Origin of the sequence: Pseudomonas sp. BO3-4, from assembly GCF_034044115.1 — a bacterium.
Classification (GTDB): Bacteria; Pseudomonadota; Gammaproteobacteria; order Pseudomonadales; family Pseudomonadaceae; genus Aquipseudomonas; species Aquipseudomonas alloputida.
Genome location: NZ_CP139018.1, coordinates 2,783,469 through 2,805,477, shown reverse-complemented (window position 1 = coordinate 2,805,477; position 22,009 = coordinate 2,783,469). Strand labels below are relative to the sequence as shown.

Genomic DNA, 22,009 nt, shown 5'->3' with positions numbered 1-22,009 from the left:
GTGTGAAAACGCAAGTAAGTACCTCGAGTAGCGAAAGAAGCTGGGGCAGCCTGTAAATTCAACAGATGTAAGTGCAGATCTACCTCAGTCGGACGCCAGGCGCGACATGGGCTATCTGGGCCGCGGCAGCGGCCCAGATAGCCGTATACGGACGCAAAGAAACGGTTGGACTCAAGTCCTGATCGCTTCAATCAGTCCAGCCATGCCAAGGATGCTCATCATTCGTTTGAGATTGTAGGCAAGCACGTGAAAGCTCATCTCGGTGCTTACCCTCGGTAGGGTTTTGGTCAGGAAGTAAGTGCTTCCCATCCAGTATTTGAGCGTTCCGAAGGGATGCTCCACCGTCTGCCGGCGAACCTTCATCTTTCCTGGGTCATGCTCCAATCGGATCTGCACGGCTTCGACTACCGTTTCATGCTCCCAGCGCTTCAACCGGCGTTCCTTACCCGTCGTACACTGCTTCTGCATGGAGCAACTTTGGCAGCCTGAGAACCAGTAGGAGTGCAGCAACATGCCGTCCTCCATCGAAGAGTGCCTGCGGATCAGTAGCCGACCCGCAGGGCATCGGTATTCATCCGATGCAGCAATGTAGATGAAGTCCTGCTTACCGAATCGGCCTTCCGCTTTGCTGCTTGATGTCAGCGGCTTCGGGACAAAAGTGGTGATCCCGGCCTGCTCGCAAGCAAGGATTTCCGGACCTTTGTAATAGCCTCGGTCGGCAACCACTGTCAGCGACTCAGCGCCGATCTCTTCGCGTGCCAGGTTCGCCATATTGCTTAGCTGCGTTCGGTCATTGCCAACATTGGTGACTTCATGGGCAATGATCAGATGGTGCTTGTCATCGACTGCTGTTTGTACGTTGTAACCAACCGTGCCAGTACCTCGGCCACTCGTGGCCATTGAGCGCGCATCAGGATCGGTAAGAGAGATTTGCTGATCTGGGCTGGCGTGAAGCTGCGCTTCAATCTCCTTGAGCTTCGTCATCTGCTGTTTCAGCTTTTCTATTTTTTCGCTCAGCCGTTCAGCCTTGGCCTCGGCGACCTCGGGCGCTGCCCGATCCGCCGAATCCATCGCCGCAAGATAGCGGTCAATGCTCTGCTCGATCTGCTGCATGCGCGCCTTGATCTTGCCCTGGGTGAAGTTGCGGTCGCGGTTATTCACGGCTTTGAATTTGCTGCCGTCAATGGCGATGATCGACTGGGTGAAGAGATTGAGGTTGCGGCAAAGCACTAGGAATTGCCGGCAGACGCTGCGAATGGCTTTACCGTTGTCTCGGCGAAAGTCGGCAATCGTTTTGAAGTCAGGAGCCAACCGGCCCGTTAACCACATCAGCTCGACATTGCGCTCTGCCTCGCGCTCAAGCCGGCGGCTGGACTGAACCCGGTTGAGATAGCCGTAGATGTAGATTTTCAGCAGCACTGCTGGATGGTACGCCGGACGACCCGTTGCCGCAGGATCGACACCCTCGAAACCGAGTGTTCCAAGGTCAAGTTCATCGACAAAAACATCGACTACCCGAACTGGGTTTTCTTCGGTGATGTAGTCGTCCAGGCACTCCGGCAGCAACGTGACTTGCGTCCGAGACTCACCTTCTATGAATCGCTTCATGATCGTCCCCGCCACGATCTCGACGATCAGAAGGTTAGACAATCGCAGGCGTTTTCACACAGCCTGGGTCGAAAGCTGCCATTCGTGACATACGACCCATGTAGATGCAGCCCCGCCCTGCTTACGTCGATCCGGCCATGGAGATACAGTCCAGAGTGCGCCACCCCGACAGCTATCAGAAATCGCCATTCGCGATCGCGCATCCTGCTGGGGGTATCGAGGGCATTTTTTGGGGGACATTTCTGCTTTTGCACGCCAGAAATGCCGCGCTAGAGGCCCTTCCAAATGTTCTTCGACGACCTGACAGTCTTGACTGAGTTCCACTAAGCGCCACAAAACCTTTAAATACATAGCGTTATAAAGACTTTCCGTCCATTGCGTCCGTAGGAATCCACTAAATTCCAGCTTGACTGGGGGTATCTTGGGGGTACATCGAGCCCAGATCAAAAAAGCTACCCCCACACCATGTCCCCCGAAAAACCACCTCCATTCCGCTCAAAGCTCAGCGATGCCTTCATACGTTCGCTGACCCCATCAGGTAAGTACGCCGATGGCGACGTGCCGGGTCTGTATCTACAGGTACGTGCCTCGCTCAAGCCTGGCAAATCACCCTCCCGGCACTGGCGACTGAAGTACCGTCTTCGCGGCAAGGAAAACGTGTTCGTGATTGGCAGGTATCCGGATGTAGGCTTGAAAGAAGCCCGTGAGCTCGCACGGACAGCGCGCAATAGCGTGACCAATCACATCGACCCACTCAAAGCCAAAAAAGCCAAGATCGAGGCTCAATGGCGCAACGAAGCTGGCGAAGTCATCACCCTGCATGGGGTGCACGATCCGGCGCAGAAACCCACTGACGCACCGCTGGGCGCCCCCCTACCTGAGATAGTTCGCAGCTAGCCGAAATGCCCCCGTTTGGCCAGAGTTTGCGGGCGAACGGCGTGAGCCTGCCCTGCATGAGATGGGCTGAGTATGCACCGTTCGTTTACTTCCATCAGCGAACGACTCCCGGGAACACACATGAAAGTACACATCGTCCATGCCCACCCTGAAGCCAAGAGCTTCAACGCTGCACTCACAGCCCAAGCCCGCAGTCACCTCACTCAGCAAGGTCATGAAGTCACGGTTTCAGACCTCTACGCGATGAACTGGCAGGCACTGTCCGGGCGTGGCAACTTCACAACCTGTGCCGACCCTGACTATTTCAAGCAACAGGTCGAGGAGGCGCACGCTACCGAAAACTCAGGCTTTGCCCCGGACATTCAAGCAGAGATCGACAAGCTCTTTGCTTGCGACGCGCTGATTCTGCAGTTCCCACTTTGGTGGTTCTCGATGCCTGCGATTCTGAAGGGCTGGGTAGATCGCGTGCTGGCTTACGGTGCGGTCTATGGCGCCGGGGCCTGGTATGACAACGGCAAGTTCGCCGGCAAGAAAGCCATGGTTTCGCTTACCACCGGGGGTGGCGCCTCGATGTACGGCCATGACGGCATCAACGGCAACATCAATACGCTGCTGTTTCCCATTCAGCACGGTGTACTGCGTCTGACCGGCTTCGATGTGCTCGAACCCTTCATCTGCTGGCAACCAGCAAGTGTCTCCGCCGAGGTTCGTGCGGACTACCTACAAGCCTACCGTGATCGCCTGGACCATTTGTTCACAGCCGAAGCGCTGCCTTTCGCCAGCCTCCACGACTATGACCCCAGCACGTTCCGCCTTCGCCAAGCCGCGACGCAAAACACCTAATCCCCCGCGTTGAGAAGCAGCCCGCGCTGCTTCTCGTCGGCTATGCGCCCATTTGAGATGGAATCCAGAATGAACAAGCTCGAAAAAATTCGCCATTTCGCGATAGACACCAATGGTGTATTGCTGAGCGATGTCTATAGCACTCCAATTCGTACCTTCGTCGAACGCCATGGCGGCCACTACACGGCCGATCTAGAACGCCAGATACTAGGCTCGCCGCATATGGCCGGGGGGCACATCATGGCGCTGGCCTGCAACCTGCCCTGGACAGCCATGGAAACCATAGATGCCTTCCTCGCAGAACAAGCCCAGTACGCCGCACGCCACCCTGTACAGCTGGCACCGGGAGCCGTTGCCTTGCTCGCCCGGCTCAAAGAAACAGGCGCTCGTATCACCGCATATGGGGGAAGCACCAAGGCAGCGATCTTCGACCGCTACCTGGCGCCGGTAAGTGAGTACTTCGATGCCGACCTGCCTTACATCGACATGGGCCACGCACGCCCGGGCATGGCTGAAATCCACCGTCAAACAGCTACCAGTGCCGGCGAGCTGGTGTTCATCGATGACCTGAACCGGGTCGCCCAAGTGAGCAAAACGCTCGGTTGTGGCTTTATCGGCAAACCCGCAACCCTGTACCAGAAACAGCAGATGCAGGCATCGGGTGTGCGGTTCATCTGCAAGGATCTGGACGAGATCGACCAGACACTCTTGCAAGCGCTGGACCAATCCTTGCGACTAGAGCACCACTAGCCCGCATCGCACGCACGCTCAACTCACTGCCAAGCCAAGCACCGCCTGCATGGAATATACCCCGGCAGGCTGATGCCAAGCCCAGCGTGCCGCCCGCAGCGCCCCTCGGGTGAATACCTGCCGATCTAGTGCCTGGTGGCTAAGGGTAAATACTTCTCCTTCGCCCGCAAAGATGAGTGAGTGATCCCCCACCACTGAGCCCCCCCGAAGGGTGGCGAAACCAATGGTGCCCACTTCACGCGGGCCGGTCAGCCCATCCCGCACGCGCACCGCCTGGCTGCCTAGGTCCACCTGCCGGCCCTTGGCGACCGCTTCCCCCATCATCAACGCCGTGCCGGACGGTGCATCTACCTTATGACGGTGATGCATTTCCAGCACCTCAGCATCCCAATCCTCCGCAGGTAGCACTCGACCGGCAATTTCAGCGAGGACACTGAGCAACTGCACCCCTACGCTCATGTTGCCAGACTTGACAATGCGCGCCCCTTGGCTGCCAGCAATCGCCGCTTCCTGCTCGGGGTTGAAACCAGTCGTACCAATAATGTGAACCAACCCTCGGGCCGAGGTGTACTCCAAGCATTGCAACGTGACTTCGGGCTGGGTGAAATCAAGCACGCCATCAGCCCCGTCGAGCGATCGCAACATATCGTCAGTGAAATGCACCCCAGTCGGGTCACTCCCCACCACTTCAGCGCAGTCCTTGCCAACCAAGCTGGAACCGGGCCGTACCACCGCAGCATGCAGGCACGCACCCTGGGCATGAAGCAAGCTTCGCACCAGTCTCTGACCCATGCGCCCCGACGCGCCCAATACCACCAGTCTTATTGGTCTATCCATAGGTATCAAAACGTCTCCTTTAAAAAAAGCGGCCGCCGTCATGCTTATGGCAACCGCGAATTGAAAGCTGCCGACCACGTTGGTATCGAGAATCTGTTCCACGGTTGCCAGTGCCGGCTATAACTTTGAAAACACTGTTCACGCGGCAAGATCGAACGGTGACAACGTAGAGGGTTGTGCGCAAACGCCTGGCAGGCACTTTCACGCTATGAATGCCATTGAGCCGGGCCCACCTGATCCAGCAACAGCCGCACGCACTCGACCCTCTGTATAGACAGCGGTTCGAGTAAGCCCATCGCTGTTTCCGAAAGAGCCATGGTGACCTCCTGAACCTGCCAGAAGCCAAATGCTCATCTGTCCACGATCCCGCTCCATCGAAAAACCGAACTGGGGTCTATCCCATTCTGGTCTCAAATCTGGCCTTGAATGACTTTCCCGGCAATCCGTGAAGAACCCCAAAAAAACGGTCTGCACGACCGGTATGAGGTACGAGACCTCTAAACGCACACCCTCAACGGAACCTGTGCGGCCGGCTCATCTCGCGCCGGTAAGGCTTCATAGACGCTTTGGCTGTAGGTCGGCATGCCCCCAGCGCGATCGCGACCCCTCAGCCACGCTTATGTCGCCCTCAACGCCAACAGTGCCCTCGCCGTCTATCTGGAGGCGCAAGCCCTTCAAGCCGGTTGGCGCTTGCAGGTGCGAGTGCGGGCTCAACGCACATTGCGTTTCTGCGCCCGCTCATTCGACGGTTTACCGGGCTCCACCCGAGCGCTGCTGGACTGTTTGTCTCTACCGCTAACCGGCAAGGCTTGACTCTACCGTAAGGGGCAGACTTTACCCTTGGCACTTCATTACCTGGAGTTTGTCATGAAGCGCAAACGCATGCTCGTAATCCTCGGCCACCCTTCGAACGACACCTTTTGCGGCGCTGTGTCCGAACGTTATGTCGAGGCTGCCACGCAAGCAGGCCATGAGGTGCGCCTGCTGCGCCTGGACACCCTGGATTTCGATCCGGTCTTGCACGATGGCTATAACCAGATCCAGTTGCTTGAGCCCGACTTGATCAACGCACAGAACGACATTACCTGGGCCGAACACCTGACATTGGTGTACCCGATCTGGTGGGGCGGCATTCCGGCGTTGCTCAAGGGGTTCTTCGACCGCGTGTTTCTGCCCGGTTTTGCCTTCAAGTACCGCAAGGGCTCGCCCTTCCCGGATAAGCTGCTCAAGGGCCGCACGGCTCACCTTTTGGTGACCATGGACACGCCGCCGTGGTACTACCGGTGGGTGTATCGCATGCCGGGCCTGCACCAGATGCGCAAGACCACCCTGGAGTTCTGCGGCATAAAACCCCTGAAAACCCTGACCTTCGGTCCGGTATTGGGCTCCAAGCCGGAACAGCGTGAAGCCTGGCTCAAACAAGTCCAGGCAGTCGCCAGCCGCTGATCGGCCCCGGTCGGGCCGTGCCCCTGCGCCGCCCAGCCGGGCCTCCCTGCTGTGACACCTTGTCCAACTTGGCTTCCCACACCCTGACGCTTGTGCAAAGATGTCGCGCGCCTGTACGAGCACGCGACATCTTTTTGCTTCTGATGCGTCATAAAAAGGGATTTTCATGTACATCGGCAAAGCTGCCCAGCTGTCGGGCACCACCGTCAAAAGCATTCGACATTACGAAGAAATCGGCCTGTTGCCACCCCCGCAACGCGAAGGCAAGTACCGCATCTACAGCCAGCAAAGCGTAGAGCTGCTGACCTTCATCAAATGCGCTCAGCAACTCGGCTTCAAGCTCAAGGAAATGCAGGCCATTCTGCAGGATCATCGCGGCCAGGAGCTGCCCTGGGATCTGGCCATGCAGGCCATCGATAACAAAAAGCAGGAATTGATGGGGCAGATCCAGGCCTTGCAGCAAGTGCATGACGGCTTGGTTGAGTTTGAGCTGAGCCTCAAATATGCTCAGATGCAATGCCAGTTCGAACACCTGGAAAAGGCCCGCTGAATCCGCTCCGCCGCCCCTGACCGGCCATGGCGCCCCGTGCCGTTTTCAGCACGCAGGCGCCCCGGCGATTTAGCCTGGCACAGCCCCACCCCCCGGCTGCTCGCCCTCTTGCACGGCTGGCTGCGGCACAATCGAGGCAAAGGCAGCGGTCAATGCGATCCGCTCGTCGGGCAGTTCCAGCCCACGCAAGGTCTCGGCGAGACGGCCGGCGCAATACAGCAGGCGCGCGCCCTGAGGCTCGAGGCTGCGGGACAGTCTGCGGTCGTACACACCCGCCGGCAAGGCGGGCGCTGCCACACAATGGGCCAGACGTGCCGGGTCGAAATCCAGCGGTTGCGCGGCCTGAGGTTGACTGTCACGAGGCGCACATTCAGTACCGGCGGCGTTGAGTACCGACGCCGCAGTGATATAAACAGCGGTTGAATTGGATCTGGTCATGTCATGCCCTGCCCAGCACCAACGAACTGTTCACGCCACCAAACCCGAAGGAGTTGGAGAGCACGACATTGATCGGTTGCTGCAACGGTTCGCAAAGGAATTTCAACGCCGGAAATTCGGATTTTTCCGGCTGAAAATTGAGGGTCGGCAAGGCCACGCCCAACTGAATGCTCATCAACGACAGCACCGCCTCAATGGCACCACTGCCGGCCAACGAATGCCCTACGGCAGACTTGTTGGCGGTGAACGTCATCTGCTCCAGGGTTTCGCCGAAGACCTGCGCCAGGCCCAGGGCCTCGCAACGGTCATTGGCCTGTGTCGACGTACCGTGAACATTCACATGGTCCACAGCCGCACTGGTCAGTTCGGCATCGGCCAGGGCGGCCGTCATGCAGGCGGCATACTTGCTGCCGTCGCGGCTGCTGGAGGTAATTTTCTCTGCCTCGCACAGATTCGCGTAACCCAGCACCCGGCCCAGCGAACAGGCCTGACGACGCTCGGCATGCTCGCGGGATTCCAGCACCAACAGCGCCGCCCCTTCACTCAGCACAAAGCCGCAGCGGTCCGGCATGAACGGCCGGCTCTGTTCTTGTGGGGAAAAGTCCACGCGCTGGCAGAGTGCGCCCAGCCCATCAAAGCTGTAGTAGGACAATTCATGGGCCATCAACTCCACCGCGCCACACAACGCCAGGTCGATCTCGCCACGGGCGATCGCTCGATAGGCGCTGCCGATGGCCATGGTGCCGGCGGCACAGGCATCGGAATGTGTGGAGATATGGTCACGGACGCCCAGCCATTCGGCGAGATGGCGGGTTTGCTGATCAACCCGCCGGACAAACGCCCCACCGCTGAGGGTGTGGTTATCCAGGAACTGGTCGAGATCGACCCGCCCCTGATCGTCCATGTAACGGCTGGCGTCCCGCAAATCACCGCTCACGCAATGTTTGTTGGCCCCGACGAAAATACCGCTGGCGACTCGGGCAAATGCGCCGTCGGCCAAGCCGGCATGGGCCAGCGCCTGACGGGCCACGTAATGCGCCAGCCATTCCTGGCGGGAGGTGGTCTGCAGGTCGCCCGGAAAGGCCGCCGCGATGACCTGCCATTGTTGCTCATCGATAAGGAGAGGAATCGTAAGATGACAAAATCGATGGCTTGAAACAGCACGAGAGTTCCAGAAATGGGGTGTCACCGTACCCGCAAGCACCAGAGGTACCCTGCGCAGCGGAACGGTTTTCGTCGGGCCGTGAATCTCGTTGATCAGTAGGTTATTGCCGCGTTCACCGGCTTGCCGATCAGGTGATAAACCAGCCCCGCCGCAAAGCCGGCCATAGGCAACAGCCAGATGACCCAGCGGTGGGTGGTTGCCCGCGCAAGCCCGACACGTTGCTGCATGCCACCAGACAACTCGTGGGGAAAACACTCGCCCCACGCTTTCAGCCCCACCGCCTGCAACTGCCGTTGTGCCGCTGCGCGTCGTGTACGCTCCGGCTCACCGCGCAATCCCAGGGGCAAGGCCACGTTGTCGAGCACGCTTCGATGCGGCAGCAAACCGAAATGCTGGAACACCATGCCGATGCGCTGCGACCGCAGTTGGCGCAGCGCAGGCTGCGTCAAGTCGCTCAGGGCCTCACCGTCGATGAGCACCTCGCCGCTGCTCGGTTCTATCAACCGGTTGACGTGGCGCAGCAAAGTCGACTTGCCGCTGCCGGATGTACCCATCAAGCAAAGCACTTCGCCACGCCGCACCGCGAGGTTCACTTGCTCAACCGCGTTGCTGGAGCCTGACCGGCTCCCCTCGTAGCGTTTGGTGACCGCGCGAAATTCCAGCGCGACAGCAGGAATCGATGCAGAGCCAAGGGAGTCTGCGCTGATCCGCGCAGGGGTTTCCAAAGGGTCGTTGGCAATCAGTGGATATTTATCAGCGATCACGTCGCCCCCTGGAGTTCAGTGGATTCCAGGGCAACGACGCAGACGCCATGCCAATCGGCCAAACCCCGCGTACTCAAGCGCGAGAAGGGTTTTTGTCATGCCGGCATGGTGTTGAAGAGGCAGCAACGTTGCATGGCTGCTGTTGTGTGGGAAACAGCGAGGAACACGCCTGCGGTCTTAGTTGAACGAAAGCTTTGGCAGCCTTGTGCTGCCATTGCATTTGCAATGACTAAGTATTCCATGTGGGAATATAAATATTATTTTTTATTATTTTTAGAGATATTAATCGACTTTTATACTTTCATCAGGCCTGCGATGAATCGGGGTAACCGTGCTGGAGGGTTGAAGTTTCTGATGCCAACGTCATTGCCTACCTCCGGCCAATCCCAGGTGCTGTTGCAGCTGCACCCGCTGTTCAGTTTCTTCCAGCCTCTGCAGGCCCGCATCCCGCTAGCCGCAGAACGCACCGCAGCCCTCTTCCACCGCCAAGCGCATGTGCTGAGCAAATTGCCTGAGGAGCCGCTATGAAACGCCCCCCAATCCGCCCTCCCCACCCGCCAGCGAGGAATGCCGAGTGACAACCCCTCTACGACCTGCCGTGCTCAGCCCCTTGCAGACTGCACGTCGCCTAGCGACGGCGTTCGCCGAAACCGCCGTCGAGCGCGACGAGGCCGGCGGCACACCCAAGGCCCAGCGCGACGCTATCCGCCAGAGCGGCTTGTTGGCGCTGAGCATACCCACCCAGTTCGGCGGCCTCGGCGCTAGCTGGAGCGAAACCCTGGAGGTGGTGCGCGAATTCGCCCGGGTCGACAGTTCCATCGCCCACGTCTTCGGCTTTCAGCACCTGATGCTGGCTACCGTACGCCTGTTCTCCCGCCGCGATCAGTGGCAACCCTGGTTCGAGCAGACCGCGCGCAAGAACTGGTTCTGGGGCAATGCGCTCAACCCCCTGGACAGCCGCACCGTACTCACACGCTTCGACGGTTGGTACGAGTTTTCCGGCAAGAAGAGTTTCTGCTCAGGCGCCAGCGACTCGGAAATGCTGATTGCCTCGGCGGTCGATGAAAGTGCTGGCGGCAAGCTGCTGATCGCTGCCATCCCCAGCGGCCGGACCGGTATCACACTGCATGATGACTGGAACAACATGGGCCAGCGCCAGACCGACAGCGGCAGCGCTACTTTCGAGCGCGTGCGCGTCGAAGAGAACGAGATGCTTCTCGACCCCGGCCCGCTGAGCACACCCTTCGCCAGCCTGCGCCCGCTGATCGCCCAGTTGCATTTCGCCAACGTATTCCTTGGTATCACCGAAGGCGCTCTGGAAGAGGCTCGCCATTACACGTTGAAGGAAGGCCGCCCGTGGTTCCGCTCCAAAGCCCGACATGTCAGCGAAGACCCTTACATCCTGCGCCACTACGGCGAGTTCTGGGTCGGTCTGGAAGGCGTGCGCCTGCTGGTGGAGCGCGCCGCTACGCAACTCGACGCGGCCTGGCACAAGGAGCACGCGCTCGGCGCCGAAGAGCGTGCGCAACTGGCGCTGGCCATCGCCACGGCCAAGGTGGCGGCGGCACGCACTGGCCTGGACATCTGCAACCGCCTGTTCGAGGTCACTGGCGCACGCGCGACCCACGCCTCGCTACGCCTCGATCGCTACTGGCGCAACCTGCGTACCCAGAGCCTGCACGACCCGCTGGACTACAAACTCCACGAGCTGGGTGAGTGGGCACTGAGCCAGACGCGACCCACCCCATCTTTCTACTCATAGGAATCGCCATGCAGTTGCTGACCCTCCCCCCTTCGCCGTCACTGGCCACCTCGATCCGGGCGACCGCACAGGTCTTCGAAGACGCTAGATCGCAGGCGCTGCTCGCCCACCTGCAACAGGTCGCCCCCAGCGAGGCCAGCGTCCTGATCATCGGCGAGACCGGCACGGGCAAGGAGCTGGTCGCACGCCACATACACAACCTCAGCGGACGGCGCAACGGCCCCTTCGTCGCGGTGAACTGTGGCGCCTTTTCGGAGTCGCTGGTGGAAGCCGAGCTGTTCGGCCACGAGAAAGGCGCCTTCACCGGCGCCCTGGCGGCCAAGGCCGGCTGGTTCGAGGAGGGCAACGGCGGCACACTGTTCCTCGACGAAATCGGCGACCTGCCCATGGCCATCCAGGTCAAGCTGTTGCGCGTGCTGCAAGAGCGTGAAGTGGTGCGCCTGGGCTCGCGCAAGAGCATCCCCATCGACGTGCGCGTGGTCGCCGCCACCAACGTGCAACTGGACAAGGCCATCGCTGCCGGCAACTTCCGCGAAGACCTGTACTACCGCCTCAACGTGGTCAGCCTGCAACTCTACCCGCTGCGAGAACGCCCGGGCGACATCCTGCCGCTGACCCGACACTTCATCAAGACCTACTGCAACCGCCTGGGTTACGGCGAAGTGCGCCTGTCCCCCGAGGCCGAACGCAAGCTGGTGAGCTACGACTGGCCCGGCAACATCCGCGAGCTGGAAAACGTCATCCACCACACCCTGCTGGTGTGCCGCAATGGCCTGGTGCAGGACGACGACCTGCGCCTGTCGCACCTGCGTATCGAGCGCCAGGACAAGTCGCCGGTGAGCACCGCCGAAAGCGCCGAAGAGCAGTTGCTGCGTGCCTTTCAGCGCCTGTTCGAGGAGCAGGCCGGCAGCCTGCACGAGAAGGTCGAGGACACCCTGCTACGCAGTGCCTATCGTTTCTGCCACTGCAACCAGGTGCACACGGCCAGCCTGCTGGGTCTGAGCCGCAACATCACCCGCGCCCGACTGATCGCCATCGGCGAACTGGTGGTCAATCGGCGCCGGCCAGAGCCCCAGATGCGCCCTGAGCGGGCGATACAACTATCAATCTGAGAGGCCGCCACGAACGATTGCGCCCCCCTTGCCAACTGCGCGAGGAGGGTTGCGAAGGACAGAAGCGCATGGCCGCGACAAATGGCGGCAATCGCAACAGACTGGAAGCAGCCCCCAACCTTTGAGCCGGTGTGGGCCTGGTGCGCGGCGGCGCCCGAACTGCGCAGGGCTGAAGACAGGCCGGGGGGACGCCACCGGCCCTGCCCGCGCGATCAGCCTTCCTGGCTGCAATCACGCGGGGTGATACCCTTCTCTTTGGCATATTGATGCGACGAGGCCTCGATGATCGGCCGCAAAAACGCGCGGTCGGCCTGTACCCAGTCGCTGATCAGTTTCCACTTCTGCCCGTCCCACTGCTGGAAGCGCACCGCGCCACCGCCTTCATGGTCGGAGCAGGACAGTTTAAGCGGCTGCACCAGCCCCTTGGCACCGAGTGCCTGCAGGCGGGTATCGTCCAGGTTCAGGTGTTCGAAGCCCCAACGCACCTGCTCGCCACTCAGCGGTTGCCTGCCGAACTTCTCCTGAGCCAGACGCAATGCCTCGACGTTGAGGATGCCGTTGACCACGCCGAGGTTGTAGTACACGGTGCCAAAGCGCTTCGGATCGGCCAGGTCGCCTTGGCCCTTGTCCACCACCGCCTGTTCGATGCCCTGCAGCACCGGGAACTCGGTACCGGACGGATGCGTGGTGATGGCGATGAAGCCCTTGGCCGCGGCACCGGCAGGCGCCGCGTCTTCCTCGGAATTGCTCCAGATATTGCCGATGATGCGGTCGGCAGGGAAACCGACCTTTTGCGCGGTCTTCAGCGCCACCGGGTTCATCACGCCCCAGCCGCGCAGGATGACCCAGTCCGGCTTCAGGCGGCGGATGTTCAGCCATTGCGATTGTTGCTCGTTACCGGGGTGCGGCACCTCCAGCAGGGTCAACTCGAAACCGTACTTGTCCGCCAGGGCCTGCAGCACCCCGTTGGTTTCCTTGCCATAGGGCGAACCGTGAAAGAGCGTGACGATCTTCTTGCCCTTGAGGCCCTGCTCGCCGCCTGCCTGCTGAGCGATCCAGTTGACGATGGCCGATACCTCGGAATAGGGATTGAGCTGTAGCGGGAAGACGTAAGGGAACACGCTGCCATCGGTGGAGTCGGTACGCCCGTGGTTGATGGTGATCAGCGGCAGCTTGTCGGCCGTGGAGCGTTCCAGGGTGGCATACGCGATACCCACCGACAGCGGATTGGTGGCGGCAGCCGGTGCGCCGTTGAGCCCACCCTTGAGGCGCTCGTAGCACTCCACCCCCTTCTCCACGACGTATTCAGTCTCGCACTCGCTCCAGGTCAGCTTGACACCATTCACGCCGCCTTGGGCGTTGACGTACTTGAGGTAATCGATAAAACCACCGAAGAAACCAGTACCACCTGCGGCATAGGGGCCAACGCGGTAGCTCTGCAGGGGGAAATACTGTTCATTGGCCGCGTGCACGTTGAGTGCACCGGCCGCTAGGCTCACGGCCAGCGCCAGGCGGCCGAGGACGGATCGGGTCGACATCGTGGTTATCCTTTACAAATCAGTGGGCAGTGGCATAAGGCGGGCGAAGCCCGGTGCGAAGGTTCGCTCAGTGGCGCAACGGCCAACGCCGAGTGCGCTCGCGAAAGCGTTGCCAGAGGCGCGCCAGGCCCTCCGGTTCCTTGATCAGGAAGATGATGATCAGCGTGCCGAAGGCCATCTTCTGCAGGTTCTCTATCTGTCCGGCATCGATCAGCCCGGTCGGCAGCAACCCGGCCAGGTTCGACAGCAGCACCGGGAACAGCACGATGAAGGCGGCGCCGAGGAAGTTCCCGAGGATGCTGCCCAGGCCGCCGATAATGATGATGAACAGGATCTGGAACGAGCGGTTCAGGTCGAAGCCGTGTGGCTCCACCGTGCCCAGGTAGGTGAAGGCCCAGAGCGAACCGGCCACGCCGAGGTAGAAGCCGCTGATGGCAAAAGCCAGCAGTTTGGTCTTCAACAGGGGGATGCCGATCACTGCGGCGGCGGTGTCCATGTCGCGCACCGCCATCCAGTTGCGCCCCAGTTCGCTGCGCACCAGGTTGGCGCCCAGCCAGAACAGCGCGCTGACCACCGCCAGGGTCAGCAGGTAGCGCCCGGCCGGCGACGAAAAGTCATACCCGGCCATCAGCAGCGGCGGCGCGCTGATCACCCCCGAGGCACTGTCGTTGCTGAACCAACTGAAGCGGGTCAGCGCCCATGGCACGAAGAACTGCGCCGCCAGTGTCGACACCAGCAGATAGAAGCCCTTGATGCGCAGGCTTGGCAGGCCGAACACCACGGCCACCAGCGCCGCCACCAGGCCGCCGAGCAGCAGGCTGGCCAGCAGCGGCAGCCACGCCACGCGCAGCTCGAAATTATAGGCCGCGAAGGCACCTACTGCCATGAACGCCGCCGAACCCAGGGACAGTTGCCCGGCATAACCGGTCAGCAGGTTCAGCCCTAGGCCGGCCAGCGACAGCAGTAGAAATGGGATCAGGATGGCACTGAACCAGTAATCGTTGCCCAGCAGTGGCACGCCGATGAAGGCGAACAGGACCAAGGCCGCCAGGCCCAGCCGATCCTGGCGCAGGCGGAAGAATCGTCGGTCGTCGGCGTAACGCACGCTGAACTGACCCGCTTCTCGATACAGCATGATCGACGCTCCTCAGACTCGCTCGATGGCGCGCTCGCCGAACAGCCCAGCCGGACGCACCAGCAGGAACAGCAGGGCCAGCACATAGGGAAACCAGTTTTCGATGCCGCCGCCGATGAGCGGCCCGAGGTACACCTCGGCGAGCTTCTCCGAAGCGCCGATGATCAGGCCGCCGACGATCGCCCCGCTGATCGAGGTGAAGCCGCCGATGATCAGCACCGGCAGGGCCTTGAGCACCACCAGCGAGAGCGAGAACTGCACCCCCAGGCGCGCGCCCCAGAGCAGCCCGGCGACCAGCCCGACGAACCCGGCCACCGCCCAGACCACCGCCCACACCCTCGGCAGGCGGATACCGACGCTCATCGCCGCGCGGGGATCGTCGGCCACCGCACGCAGCGCCAGGCCGATGCGCGTGCGGTTGAACAGCAAGGACAGTAGCACCACCAGGGCCGCCGCCGTTGCGGCGGCGAACAGGTCGAACTGCGACAGCAGCAAGCCACCCAGTTCCAGCGGCGCGTCGCTGATGGCCAGCTCCAGGCCGTGAACCTGGGCGCCCCACAGGGCCTGGGCGGCGCCCTCGATGATGTAGGCCAGGCCGAGCGTGGCCATGAACAGGGTAATCGGCGAACGCCCGACCAATGGCCGCAGTACCGCCCGTTCGATCAGCAGCGCCAGGGCGATCATCGTCGCCAGGGTGACGAGAAAGGACAGCCAGAACGGCACGCCGCGCTGCAGCAGGCTGACGAAGGTCAGCGCGGCGAACAGTACCATCGCCCCCTGGGCGAAGTTGAACACACCGCTGGCTTTGTAGATCAGTACGAAACCGATGGCCACCAGGGAGTACATCACCCCGGCCAGCAGGCCACCGATCAGCACTTCGAAAAAGAATGCCATGTCGCGCTCCTGTGTGGGAACAGCCCCGAAGCCGCCGCCGGGCGGACACCCAGATAGGCCGCGATCACGTCGGGGTTGCGGCGAACCTGCTCGGGGGAGCCGTCGCCGATCTTGCGGCCGTAATCGAGCACCACCACATGGTGGGAAATGCCCATGACCACGCCGATGTCGTGCTCGATCAGCACCACCGTCGTGCCGAACTCGCGGTTGATCTCGACGATGAAGCGGCTCATTTCGCGCTTCTCCTCGGCATTCATCCCGGCCATCGGCTCGTCGAGCAGCAGCAAGCGAGGCTCGGCGGCCAGCGCACGGGCCAGCTCGACCCGCTTCTGCAGGCCATAGGGCAAGGTGCCAACGATTTCGTCACGCCACGGCTGGATGCGCAGAAACTCGATGACCCGCTCGGCGGCGGCGCGTTGGCGATCGTCCTCGCCCGGCGCGCGGCCGATGCGCAACGCCTGCTCCAGCCAGGAACTGCGGCGCTTGAGGTTGCGCCCGGTGAGCACGTTGTCGAGCACGCTCATGCCCTTGAACAGCGCGATGTTCTGGAAGGTGCGAGCGATGCCGTCGCGTGCCGCTGCATGTGGGTGCATCACCCGACGCTGCTGCCCGGCAAAACGAATACGCCCCTGCTGCGCCCGGTAGACGCCATTGATGATGTTCAGCAGCGAGCTCTTGCCCGCGCCATTGGGCCCGATCAGCGCACAGATCTCGCCTTCGGCGACGCTGAAGCCGATGTCGCTGATGGCCTTCACACCCTTGAACGACAGGCTGATGCCCTCCAGTTCCAGCAACGGGGAATTCGACATGAACACTCCTCAGACGGGCTGAACCCGGCTTTGCGACCGAGCAGCGAGGGATGAACGGGGGCTGCGCACGGCCTGCCAGCGGGGCGCCTCCCGCCAGATACGCGGCGCCACCCCAAGGGCGGCGAAGAACGCCTGCACCTCGCCCGGCAGGGCCTCACCGACCAGTAGCGGCACCCGGGTGCGGCTCAGGCCCAGCACATCGCCCAGCGGCCGACGCAGCAACACGTGGCCAAGGCCGTTGCGCAGCAACCCACCGCGCGCGTCAAGCGCCCAGTCCAGCCAGCGCCGCAGCAGGCTGCCCGGCAGCGGTAGACGCTGCTGCGCCAGTGCATACAGGCGGCCGTAGCTGTCGTGGGTGCCGAGTACCAGGGTCGGGCCGAGTTCACGGCGGTCGGTGTCGCGGGTCGCCAGGCTCTCCGGAAAATTCATCCGAAAGCCTGCCAGCAGCCAAGGCGCCAGCAGGTAGCGGGCCTGGCCGCTGGTGGCGAAGTTGCGGGAGGCCAAGGCTTCCTCGGCCGCCGTCAGGCGCTCCTGTTCGACCAGCCGACGCCCCTCGCCCAGCACCTCGGCATGGCTGAGCCCGTGCTGCTGAAGTTGGCCATCGGCATCCAGCCGGTGAAAGCTGAACGCTGGGCGCTCGCTCTGCGCCTGCACCGCCAAGGCAGGATCGGGCAGCTGCGCGGCCAGGCGAGCGTAATTCGGCAACCCGGAATCCGCCAGGCCACGGCCATCGGCGTAGAACAGCAATGCCGGTACATGACCGCTCGCCAGCACCCGCTCGACCTCCTCCTGACCTTCGGCAAAGACGAAACCGGCCTGCAGTTCACGCAACAGCGTCAGTTGCTCCGCGTCGGGCATCAGCGGATCGAGCAGTGCCGCGACGCCGCCCAGCCACTGCGCCGCCAGGCTTGCCAGCAGCGCCTCAGGGCGCGGCCGGCTGACGATCAGCAGACTGTCGCCGGCCGCGAAGCCGGCCTCGCGCAGCCCGGTGGCCAGGCTCTGCACCTCGGCCAGCAGTTGCACCCAGCTGCGCGCCTGCCACAGGCCTAGACGCTTGTGGCGCAACGCAACGTTCGCCCCACGTTGATGTGCCCGGGCCAGCAAGCTGGCCGGCAGGTTGTCCGCGAGCGCCTCATGCATGGCCACGCACCTCAGGCCACAGCGAGGGAGGCATGCTTCTCCTGCTCCAGTTCGCGCACCAGCGGCAACACATGCTTGCCGAAGTACTCGACCTCTTCCTGGAAGTGCAGGAAGCCGGAGAGGATCAGGTCGACGCCGACCGCCTTGAGCGCGACGATGCGTTCGGCGATCTGCCGTGGCGTACCGATCAGGTTGGTCTTGAAGCCGTCGTTGTACTGCACCAGGTCTTCGAAGGTCGACTTGGCCCAGTTGCCCTCGCCTTCCGGGCTGGCCGCACCGGCGTTCTTCACTTCACTGCCAAAGCCGTTGACCGCCTCCGGGTCGGCCTTGGCGATGATCTCTGCCAGCACCGCGCGGGCCTCTTCCTCGGTGTCGCGGGCGATGATGAAAGCGTTTACCCCGACCTTCACCGAATGCCCGTTGGCCGCTGCCTTGGTGCGGATATCGTCGACCTGGGTCTTGATGCCCTCGACACTGTTGCCATTGGTGAAGTACCAGTCGGAGACCCTCGAGGCCATGTCGCGCGCGGCCCGCGAGCTCCCGCCCTGGAAGATTTCCGGGTGCGGGTGCTGCAGCGGCTTGGGCTTGAGGGTGTAGTCGTTGAAACGGTAGAAATCGCCGTGGAAGCTGAAATTGTCCTGCGTCCAGATGCCCTTCAGGGCACGAATGAACTCCTCGGATCGGCGATAGCGCTCATCATGGTCCAGCCATGGCTCGCCGATGGCGCGAAACTCGCCCTTGAACCAGCCGGACACCACGTTGATGGCGATGCGGCCCGCGGTGAACTGGTCGATGCTTGCCAATTGCTTGGCTGCCAATACCGGCGTCCAGGGTCCGGGCAGGATCGCGGCGATCACCTTGAGTTTTTCGGTGGCGGCCAGCAGCGCGTGGCTGATGGTTACCGACTCGTGCTGGTTGTCAGCGCCATAGCCGGCGGTGAAGCGGATCTGCGAAAGCGCGTACTCGAACCCGGAACGCTCGGCAATCTGCGCCAGCTTGCGGTTGTAATCGATGTCCCAGCTGGTGCGTTGTTCGATCTTGCTGACAACGAGGCCACCGCTGACGTTAGGAACCCAGTAGGCGAATTTGATCGGTTGGCTCATGGCGATGTCTCCTGTAACTCGGAAAGTCAGGCCGCGCGGGCGACCGGGATATGAAAGAAGGCGCCGACGGTATCGAGTACCCGCTCGATCCGTTCGAACTGCGCAGGGTCAGCCAGGCGCTGATCGTCGAAAGACTCGACACTGGCGTACAGGCCGTACGGCAGGGTGTGGGCCTGGAAGAAAGCGAATAGCGGGCGCAACTGGTGATCGATCATCAAGGCATGTCGCTCGCTACCACCGGTGGCGGCAAGCACCACGGGCACGCCCTTGAGCGACTGGTAATCGACCAGGTCGAACAGGTGCTTGAACAAACCGGTGTAGGACGCGCGATACACCGGGCTGCCGACCAGTAGCAGGTCGGCTTGCTCGATGGCCTGCAAATGCGGTTGCAGGTCAGCCGAGGCGCTATCGCGCTCCAGCGAACCGGCCAGGCTGGCGGACAACTCGGCGATGCGCACCCAGTGCACCTCCAGCTTCGGCAACACGGCCGGCAGCCGCTCCACCAGGGCCTGCAGCAGACCATGGGTGCGTGATGGAGCCCGCAGGCTGCCGGACACCACCACGACCCTGATAACACGTGCGTTCATGCTCATCCTTCCTTGCCCAGCGGGCATTACCTGAGGGAGCTTGAGCAGCAACCGTGCCAACCCATTAAAACCTTTAAATTCAAGTACTTGAACGCTAGCGCTAGCAGCCTGAACTGTCTTTTGGCCAACAAGCTGTTGAACCACTGACCCTCGGCCAACAGTTGCCCCGGAAAACGCAATTGACCGCCCACCAACAGTCATTCAGCAAGCTGTCGGCGAGCGAACAGCCCGCCCCACCAGAATGATCACAACCCGTTGATTTAAAAGGCATTCACTGCAAGGCACGAAGTTTGCGAGAGCGTCACCGTCAGCAATCGCATCAATCGAGGAGAACTGCGATGACCGCCCAAGCCCCACTGCCCCACCTGTCTACCGGTACCCACTACGAATCCCTTGCCGCCCGCTTCCGCCCCATCTTTGCCCGCATCGCCGAATCCAGCGTGGCACGCGAGCGCAACCGCACCCTGCCCCATGAGCCCATCCAGTGGCTCAAGGAAGCCGGCTTCGGCGCCGCGCGTGTACCCGTCGAACAGGGCGGTGCCGGCGCTTCCCTGCCACAGTTGTTCCAGCTGCTGATCGAACTGGCCGAAGCCGACTCCAATGTGCCGCAGGCACTGCGCGGGCATTTTGCTTTTGTCGAGGACCGCCTCAACGCCCATGCCAGCACCCCACAGGACGTCTGGTTCAAACGCTTCGTCGACGGCGATCTGGTGGGCTGCGCCTGGACGGAGGTGGGCGCAGTGAAGATCGGCGACGTCAGCACCCGGGTGTCGCGCCAGGGTGATCAGTGGGTGGTCAATGGCACCAAGTACTACAGCACCGGCAGCCTCTTCTCCGACTGGATCGACCTGTTCGCCCGCCGAGACGACACCGGTGGCGACGTGATCGCAGCGATCCGTACCCACCAACCCGGGATCACCCAGAGCGACGACTGGGATGGTTTTGGCCAGCGCACCACCGGCAGCGGCACCTCGGTGTTCGAGAACGCGGTGGTCGAGGAAGAGAACATCATCGACTTCGCCACCCGCTTCAAATACCAGACGGCCTTCTACCAACTGGTGCTGCTCGCCGTCATCGTCGGTTCCGGCCGCGCCGCCGTGCGTGACTTCAGCCAGGAAACCAGCAAGCGCACGCGCGTGTTCAGCCATGGCAATGGCGCAGCGGTAAGCGAGGATCCACAGGTATTGCAGGTTATCGGCAAGGCCTCCGGCCTGATCTACGCCGCCGAGGCAGGTACCCTGCGCGCCAGCGAGGCCGCGCAGCAAGCCTACCTGGCGCGTTTCGGCAATGACGAGAACGCCGAGCGCAAGGCCAACATCGCCGCCGAACTGGAATCGGCCCAGGCCCAGGTGGCGGCCATCGAATGGGTGCTGCGTGCCACCAGCGACCTGTTCAACACCCTCGGCGCCTCCGGTACCAGCACCACCAAACAGCTCGATCGCCACTGGCGCAACGCCCGTACTGCCGCCTCGCACAACCCGGTGATCTACAAGGAACGCATCATCGGCGACTGGCACGTCAATGGCAGCGAACCGCCCTATGTCTGGCAGATCGGTGGCGGTGCCAAGCAGTCCTGAAAGCATGGCCTGGGGCACACCCCCAGGCCTCGTCACGGCACTGGCGTTTCGCCCGAAACGCCAGAACTAGCCAGCGCCGAGCCGCCGACTGGCAAAACTGAACAGCAGAACCGAGAGAATCAGAACGCCGGTGGCCACCTGCTGCCAGAAGAAATTCCAGCCGATCAGCAGCAGACCGTTGGCCGTGACGTTGAGAAATAGCACACCGAGCAGTGTACCGGGTACGTTGACCCGGTTGTGCAGGCTCAGCGTGGCACCGATGAAGACCGCACCGATGGCATTCATCAGGAAGGCATTGCCGGACATCGGCGCGTAGGCGTTCACCGTGGCCGGCAGCAGGATGCCCGCCAGCGCGCTGGCAAAGGCACTGGCGATGAACACCAGGGCAGCGATACGTCGCTGCGCCAGGCCCGAATAACGCGCCACCAGTGGCTGGCTGCCAAGGACGATGATCTCCCGGCCTAAGCGGCCACGCGCCAATACCACGCCATACATCAGCGCCAACAGTGCCACCAGCAGCAAGGGTAGCGGCACGCCGAGCAAGCGCTCACTGGCCAAGCCGCTGCGCACCTGCGCCTCCAGGTAGATCGGTTGTCCGCCATCGGAAAGCAGCTTTTGCACGCTGCTGCCAATGAATAGCGTGCCAAGGGTGGCCAGAAAAGGGGAAATACGCAGCCCGGCGATCAGCCCGGCATTGAACAACCCGGCCAGGCTGCCAGCCAGCAGCCCACCGGGAATCGCGACATAGAGCCCGAAGCCGGCATTGAGCAGCAGGACGAAGGTCAGCGCCGAGAAGTCCAGCGCAGTGCCGACTGACAGGTCGATGCCACCCGCGGCGATGGCGTAGGTCATGCCGATGGAGACGATGGCCAGCAACACAAAATTGTTCAATAACAGGCTGGACAGGTTGCCGACGGTGAGAAAGCCGGGTGCCTTCAACGCGAAGAACAGTAGAACGGCGGCGAACAGCGTCGGCATGACCAGGCGCAGCAACGCCTGGCCAGAGAGCCCGGTCAGACCGGCAGGCTGCGGGGCGGATAACGAATCGGACATC

General features: G+C 62.0%; 18 protein-coding genes and 6 pseudogenes. 11 read left to right on the top strand and 13 right to left on the bottom strand.

The window, feature by feature from the left end:
* Positions 1 to 171 precede the first annotated feature (171 nt).
* Positions 172 to 1,608, bottom strand: coding sequence for an IS1182 family transposase (locus REH59_RS13050; protein WP_121784251.1), 1,437 nt, complete (start codon positions 1,606 to 1,608; stop codon positions 172 to 174).
* A 465-nt stretch (positions 1,609 to 2,073) separates the two neighbouring features.
* Here REH59_RS13050 and REH59_RS13045 point away from each other — a divergent pair.
* From REH59_RS13045 to REH59_RS13035, 3 genes and pseudogenes are all read left to right on the top strand, one after another.
* Positions 2,074 to 2,406, top strand: a pseudogene (locus tag REH59_RS13045) (Arm DNA-binding domain-containing protein); the annotation flags it as partial.
* Positions 2,407 to 2,577: 171 nt separating this feature from the next.
* Positions 2,578 to 3,348 (top strand): NAD(P)H-dependent oxidoreductase, encoded by a 771-nt coding sequence (locus REH59_RS13040; protein ID WP_219912739.1) that lies wholly within the window; start codon positions 2,578 to 2,580, stop codon positions 3,346 to 3,348.
* Between the two features lie 69 nt (positions 3,349 to 3,417).
* On the top strand, positions 3,418 to 4,098 hold the full coding sequence (locus REH59_RS13035; protein ID WP_014861576.1) for a hypothetical protein: 681 nt from the start codon (positions 3,418 to 3,420) through the stop codon (positions 4,096 to 4,098).
* 18 nt (positions 4,099 to 4,116) lie between these two features.
* On the opposite strand, the gene dapB is transcribed toward REH59_RS13035, so the two are convergent.
* Complete coding sequence (gene dapB / locus REH59_RS13030; RefSeq protein WP_014861575.1) at positions 4,117 to 5,037, bottom strand: 4-hydroxy-tetrahydrodipicolinate reductase; 921 nt, start codon at positions 5,035 to 5,037, stop codon at positions 4,117 to 4,119.
* Between the two features lie 495 nt (positions 5,038 to 5,532).
* Between dapB and REH59_RS13025 the strand changes: the two are divergent.
* From REH59_RS13025 to REH59_RS13015, 3 genes and pseudogenes are all read left to right on the top strand, one after another.
* Positions 5,533 to 5,748 (top strand): annotated as a pseudogene (locus tag REH59_RS13025) (LysR family transcriptional regulator); the annotation flags it as partial.
* Between the two features lie 54 nt (positions 5,749 to 5,802).
* Complete coding sequence (locus tag REH59_RS13020; protein WP_014861574.1) at positions 5,803 to 6,381, top strand: NAD(P)H-dependent oxidoreductase; 579 nt, start codon at positions 5,803 to 5,805, stop codon at positions 6,379 to 6,381.
* Between the two features lie 166 nt (positions 6,382 to 6,547).
* Complete coding sequence (locus tag REH59_RS13015) at positions 6,548 to 6,931, top strand: MerR family transcriptional regulator (RefSeq protein ID WP_014861573.1); 384 nt, start codon at positions 6,548 to 6,550, stop codon at positions 6,929 to 6,931.
* 129 nt (positions 6,932 to 7,060) lie between these two features.
* On the opposite strand, the pseudogene REH59_RS13010 reads toward REH59_RS13015, so the two are convergent.
* From REH59_RS13010 to REH59_RS13000, 3 pseudogenes are all read right to left on the bottom strand, one after another.
* Positions 7,061 to 7,369, bottom strand: a pseudogene (locus REH59_RS13010) (beta-ketoacyl synthase); the annotation flags it as partial.
* A 1-nt stretch (position 7,370) separates the two neighbouring features.
* Positions 7,371 to 8,486 (bottom strand): annotated as a pseudogene (locus tag REH59_RS13005) (beta-ketoacyl-[acyl-carrier-protein] synthase family protein); the annotation flags it as partial.
* 245 nt (positions 8,487 to 8,731) lie between these two features.
* Positions 8,732 to 9,241, bottom strand: a pseudogene (locus REH59_RS13000) (ATP-binding cassette domain-containing protein); the annotation flags it as partial.
* A gap of 189 nt (positions 9,242 to 9,430) precedes the next feature.
* On the opposite strand from REH59_RS13000, the gene REH59_RS12995 reads away from it, so the two are divergent.
* The 4 genes and pseudogenes from REH59_RS12995 to REH59_RS12980 form a co-directional block, all read left to right on the top strand.
* Positions 9,431 to 9,826: a hypothetical protein gene (locus REH59_RS12995; protein WP_135007197.1), complete on the top strand. Its 396-nt coding sequence runs from the start codon at positions 9,431 to 9,433 to the stop codon at positions 9,824 to 9,826.
* A gap of 46 nt (positions 9,827 to 9,872) precedes the next feature.
* Complete coding sequence (locus tag REH59_RS12990) at positions 9,873 to 11,060, top strand: acyl-CoA dehydrogenase family protein (protein WP_004576530.1); 1,188 nt, start codon at positions 9,873 to 9,875, stop codon at positions 11,058 to 11,060.
* A gap of 8 nt (positions 11,061 to 11,068) precedes the next feature.
* Positions 11,069 to 12,172, top strand: a complete 1,104-nt coding sequence (locus tag REH59_RS12985; RefSeq protein ID WP_003253968.1) for a sigma-54 interaction domain-containing protein — start codon at positions 11,069 to 11,071, stop codon at positions 12,170 to 12,172.
* Positions 12,173 to 12,225: 53 nt separating this feature from the next.
* Positions 12,226 to 12,294: pseudogene (locus tag REH59_RS12980) on the top strand (hypothetical protein); the annotation flags it as partial.
* 90 nt (positions 12,295 to 12,384) lie between these two features.
* On the opposite strand, the gene REH59_RS12975 reads toward REH59_RS12980, so the two are convergent.
* The 7 genes from REH59_RS12975 to msuE form a co-directional block, all read right to left on the bottom strand.
* Positions 12,385 to 13,710, bottom strand: a complete 1,326-nt coding sequence (locus REH59_RS12975; protein WP_004576529.1) for an ABC transporter substrate-binding protein — start codon at positions 13,708 to 13,710, stop codon at positions 12,385 to 12,387.
* Positions 13,711 to 13,777: 67 nt separating this feature from the next.
* Complete coding sequence (locus REH59_RS12970; protein ID WP_003253970.1) at positions 13,778 to 14,845, bottom strand: branched-chain amino acid ABC transporter permease; 1,068 nt, start codon at positions 14,843 to 14,845, stop codon at positions 13,778 to 13,780.
* Positions 14,846 to 14,857: 12 nt separating this feature from the next.
* Positions 14,858 to 15,739: a branched-chain amino acid ABC transporter permease gene (locus tag REH59_RS12965; RefSeq protein ID WP_014861567.1), complete on the bottom strand. Its 882-nt coding sequence runs from the start codon at positions 15,737 to 15,739 to the stop codon at positions 14,858 to 14,860.
* Positions 15,715 to 16,548 (bottom strand): ABC transporter ATP-binding protein, encoded by an 834-nt coding sequence (locus REH59_RS12960; RefSeq protein ID WP_014861566.1) that lies wholly within the window; start codon positions 16,546 to 16,548, stop codon positions 15,715 to 15,717. The genes REH59_RS12965 and REH59_RS12960 overlap by 25 nt, the downstream gene beginning before the upstream one ends.
* 9 nt (positions 16,549 to 16,557) lie before the next feature.
* Positions 16,558 to 17,688 (bottom strand): AMP-binding protein, encoded by a 1,131-nt coding sequence (locus tag REH59_RS12955; RefSeq protein WP_014861565.1) that lies wholly within the window; start codon positions 17,686 to 17,688, stop codon positions 16,558 to 16,560.
* 11 nt (positions 17,689 to 17,699) lie between these two features.
* Entirely contained in the window at positions 17,700 to 18,791 is a 1,092-nt protein-coding gene (gene sfnG, locus REH59_RS12950; protein WP_014861564.1) for a dimethylsulfone monooxygenase SfnG, read from the bottom strand.
* 26 nt (positions 18,792 to 18,817) lie between these two features.
* The gene (gene msuE / locus REH59_RS12945; RefSeq protein ID WP_003253975.1) at positions 18,818 to 19,378 is read right to left on the bottom strand and encodes an FMN reductase; all 561 of its coding nucleotides are present in this window, start codon (positions 19,376 to 19,378) and stop codon (positions 18,818 to 18,820) included.
* A 338-nt stretch (positions 19,379 to 19,716) separates the two neighbouring features.
* Between msuE and REH59_RS12940 the strand changes: the two genes are divergently transcribed.
* Complete coding sequence (locus REH59_RS12940) at positions 19,717 to 20,955, top strand: acyl-CoA dehydrogenase family protein (RefSeq protein WP_320450580.1); 1,239 nt, start codon at positions 19,717 to 19,719, stop codon at positions 20,953 to 20,955.
* A 66-nt stretch (positions 20,956 to 21,021) separates the two neighbouring features.
* On the opposite strand, the gene REH59_RS12935 is transcribed toward REH59_RS12940, so the two are convergent.
* Positions 21,022 to 22,008 carry an ABC transporter permease gene (locus tag REH59_RS12935; protein ID WP_014861562.1) on the bottom strand — a complete coding sequence of 329 codons (987 nt, stop codon included), beginning with the start codon at positions 22,006 to 22,008 and terminating at the stop codon, positions 21,022 to 21,024.
* Position 22,009: the final 1 nt, after the last annotated feature.

What these genes read in the sequence shown, in the direction of transcription:
- REH59_RS12995 (WP_135007197.1), top strand. Translation starts at nt 9,431, where the DNA reads ATGGCTGCTGTTGTGTGGGAAACAGCGAGGAACACGCCTGCGGTCTTA.
- REH59_RS12975 (WP_004576529.1), bottom strand. Translation starts at nt 13,710, where the DNA reads ATGTCGACCCGATCCGTCCTCGGCCGCCTGGCGCTGGCCGTGAGCCTA.
- REH59_RS13035 (WP_014861576.1), top strand. Translation starts at nt 3,418, where the DNA reads ATGAACAAGCTCGAAAAAATTCGCCATTTCGCGATAGACACCAATGGT.
- REH59_RS13040 (WP_219912739.1), top strand. Translation starts at nt 2,578, where the DNA reads ATGCACCGTTCGTTTACTTCCATCAGCGAACGACTCCCGGGAACACAC.
- REH59_RS12955 (WP_014861565.1), bottom strand. Translation starts at nt 17,688, where the DNA reads ATGCATGAGGCGCTCGCGGACAACCTGCCGGCCAGCTTGCTGGCCCGG.
- REH59_RS12935 (WP_014861562.1), bottom strand. Translation starts at nt 22,008, where the DNA reads ATGTCCGATTCGTTATCCGCCCCGCAGCCTGCCGGTCTGACCGGGCTC.
- REH59_RS12985 (WP_003253968.1), top strand. Translation starts at nt 11,069, where the DNA reads ATGCAGTTGCTGACCCTCCCCCCTTCGCCGTCACTGGCCACCTCGATC.
- REH59_RS12960 (WP_014861566.1), bottom strand. Translation starts at nt 16,548, where the DNA reads ATGTCGAATTCCCCGTTGCTGGAACTGGAGGGCATCAGCCTGTCGTTC.
- REH59_RS12965 (WP_014861567.1), bottom strand. Translation starts at nt 15,739, where the DNA reads ATGGCATTCTTTTTCGAAGTGCTGATCGGTGGCCTGCTGGCCGGGGTG.
- sfnG (WP_014861564.1), bottom strand. Translation starts at nt 18,791, where the DNA reads ATGAGCCAACCGATCAAATTCGCCTACTGGGTTCCTAACGTCAGCGGT.
- REH59_RS13015 (WP_014861573.1), top strand. Translation starts at nt 6,548, where the DNA reads ATGTACATCGGCAAAGCTGCCCAGCTGTCGGGCACCACCGTCAAAAGC.
- REH59_RS13020 (WP_014861574.1), top strand. Translation starts at nt 5,803, where the DNA reads ATGAAGCGCAAACGCATGCTCGTAATCCTCGGCCACCCTTCGAACGAC.
- REH59_RS13050 (WP_121784251.1), bottom strand. Translation starts at nt 1,608, where the DNA reads ATGAAGCGATTCATAGAAGGTGAGTCTCGGACGCAAGTCACGTTGCTG.
- REH59_RS12970 (WP_003253970.1), bottom strand. Translation starts at nt 14,845, where the DNA reads ATGCTGTATCGAGAAGCGGGTCAGTTCAGCGTGCGTTACGCCGACGAC.
- msuE (WP_003253975.1), bottom strand. Translation starts at nt 19,378, where the DNA reads ATGAACGCACGTGTTATCAGGGTCGTGGTGGTGTCCGGCAGCCTGCGG.
- REH59_RS12940 (WP_320450580.1), top strand. Translation starts at nt 19,717, where the DNA reads ATGACCGCCCAAGCCCCACTGCCCCACCTGTCTACCGGTACCCACTAC.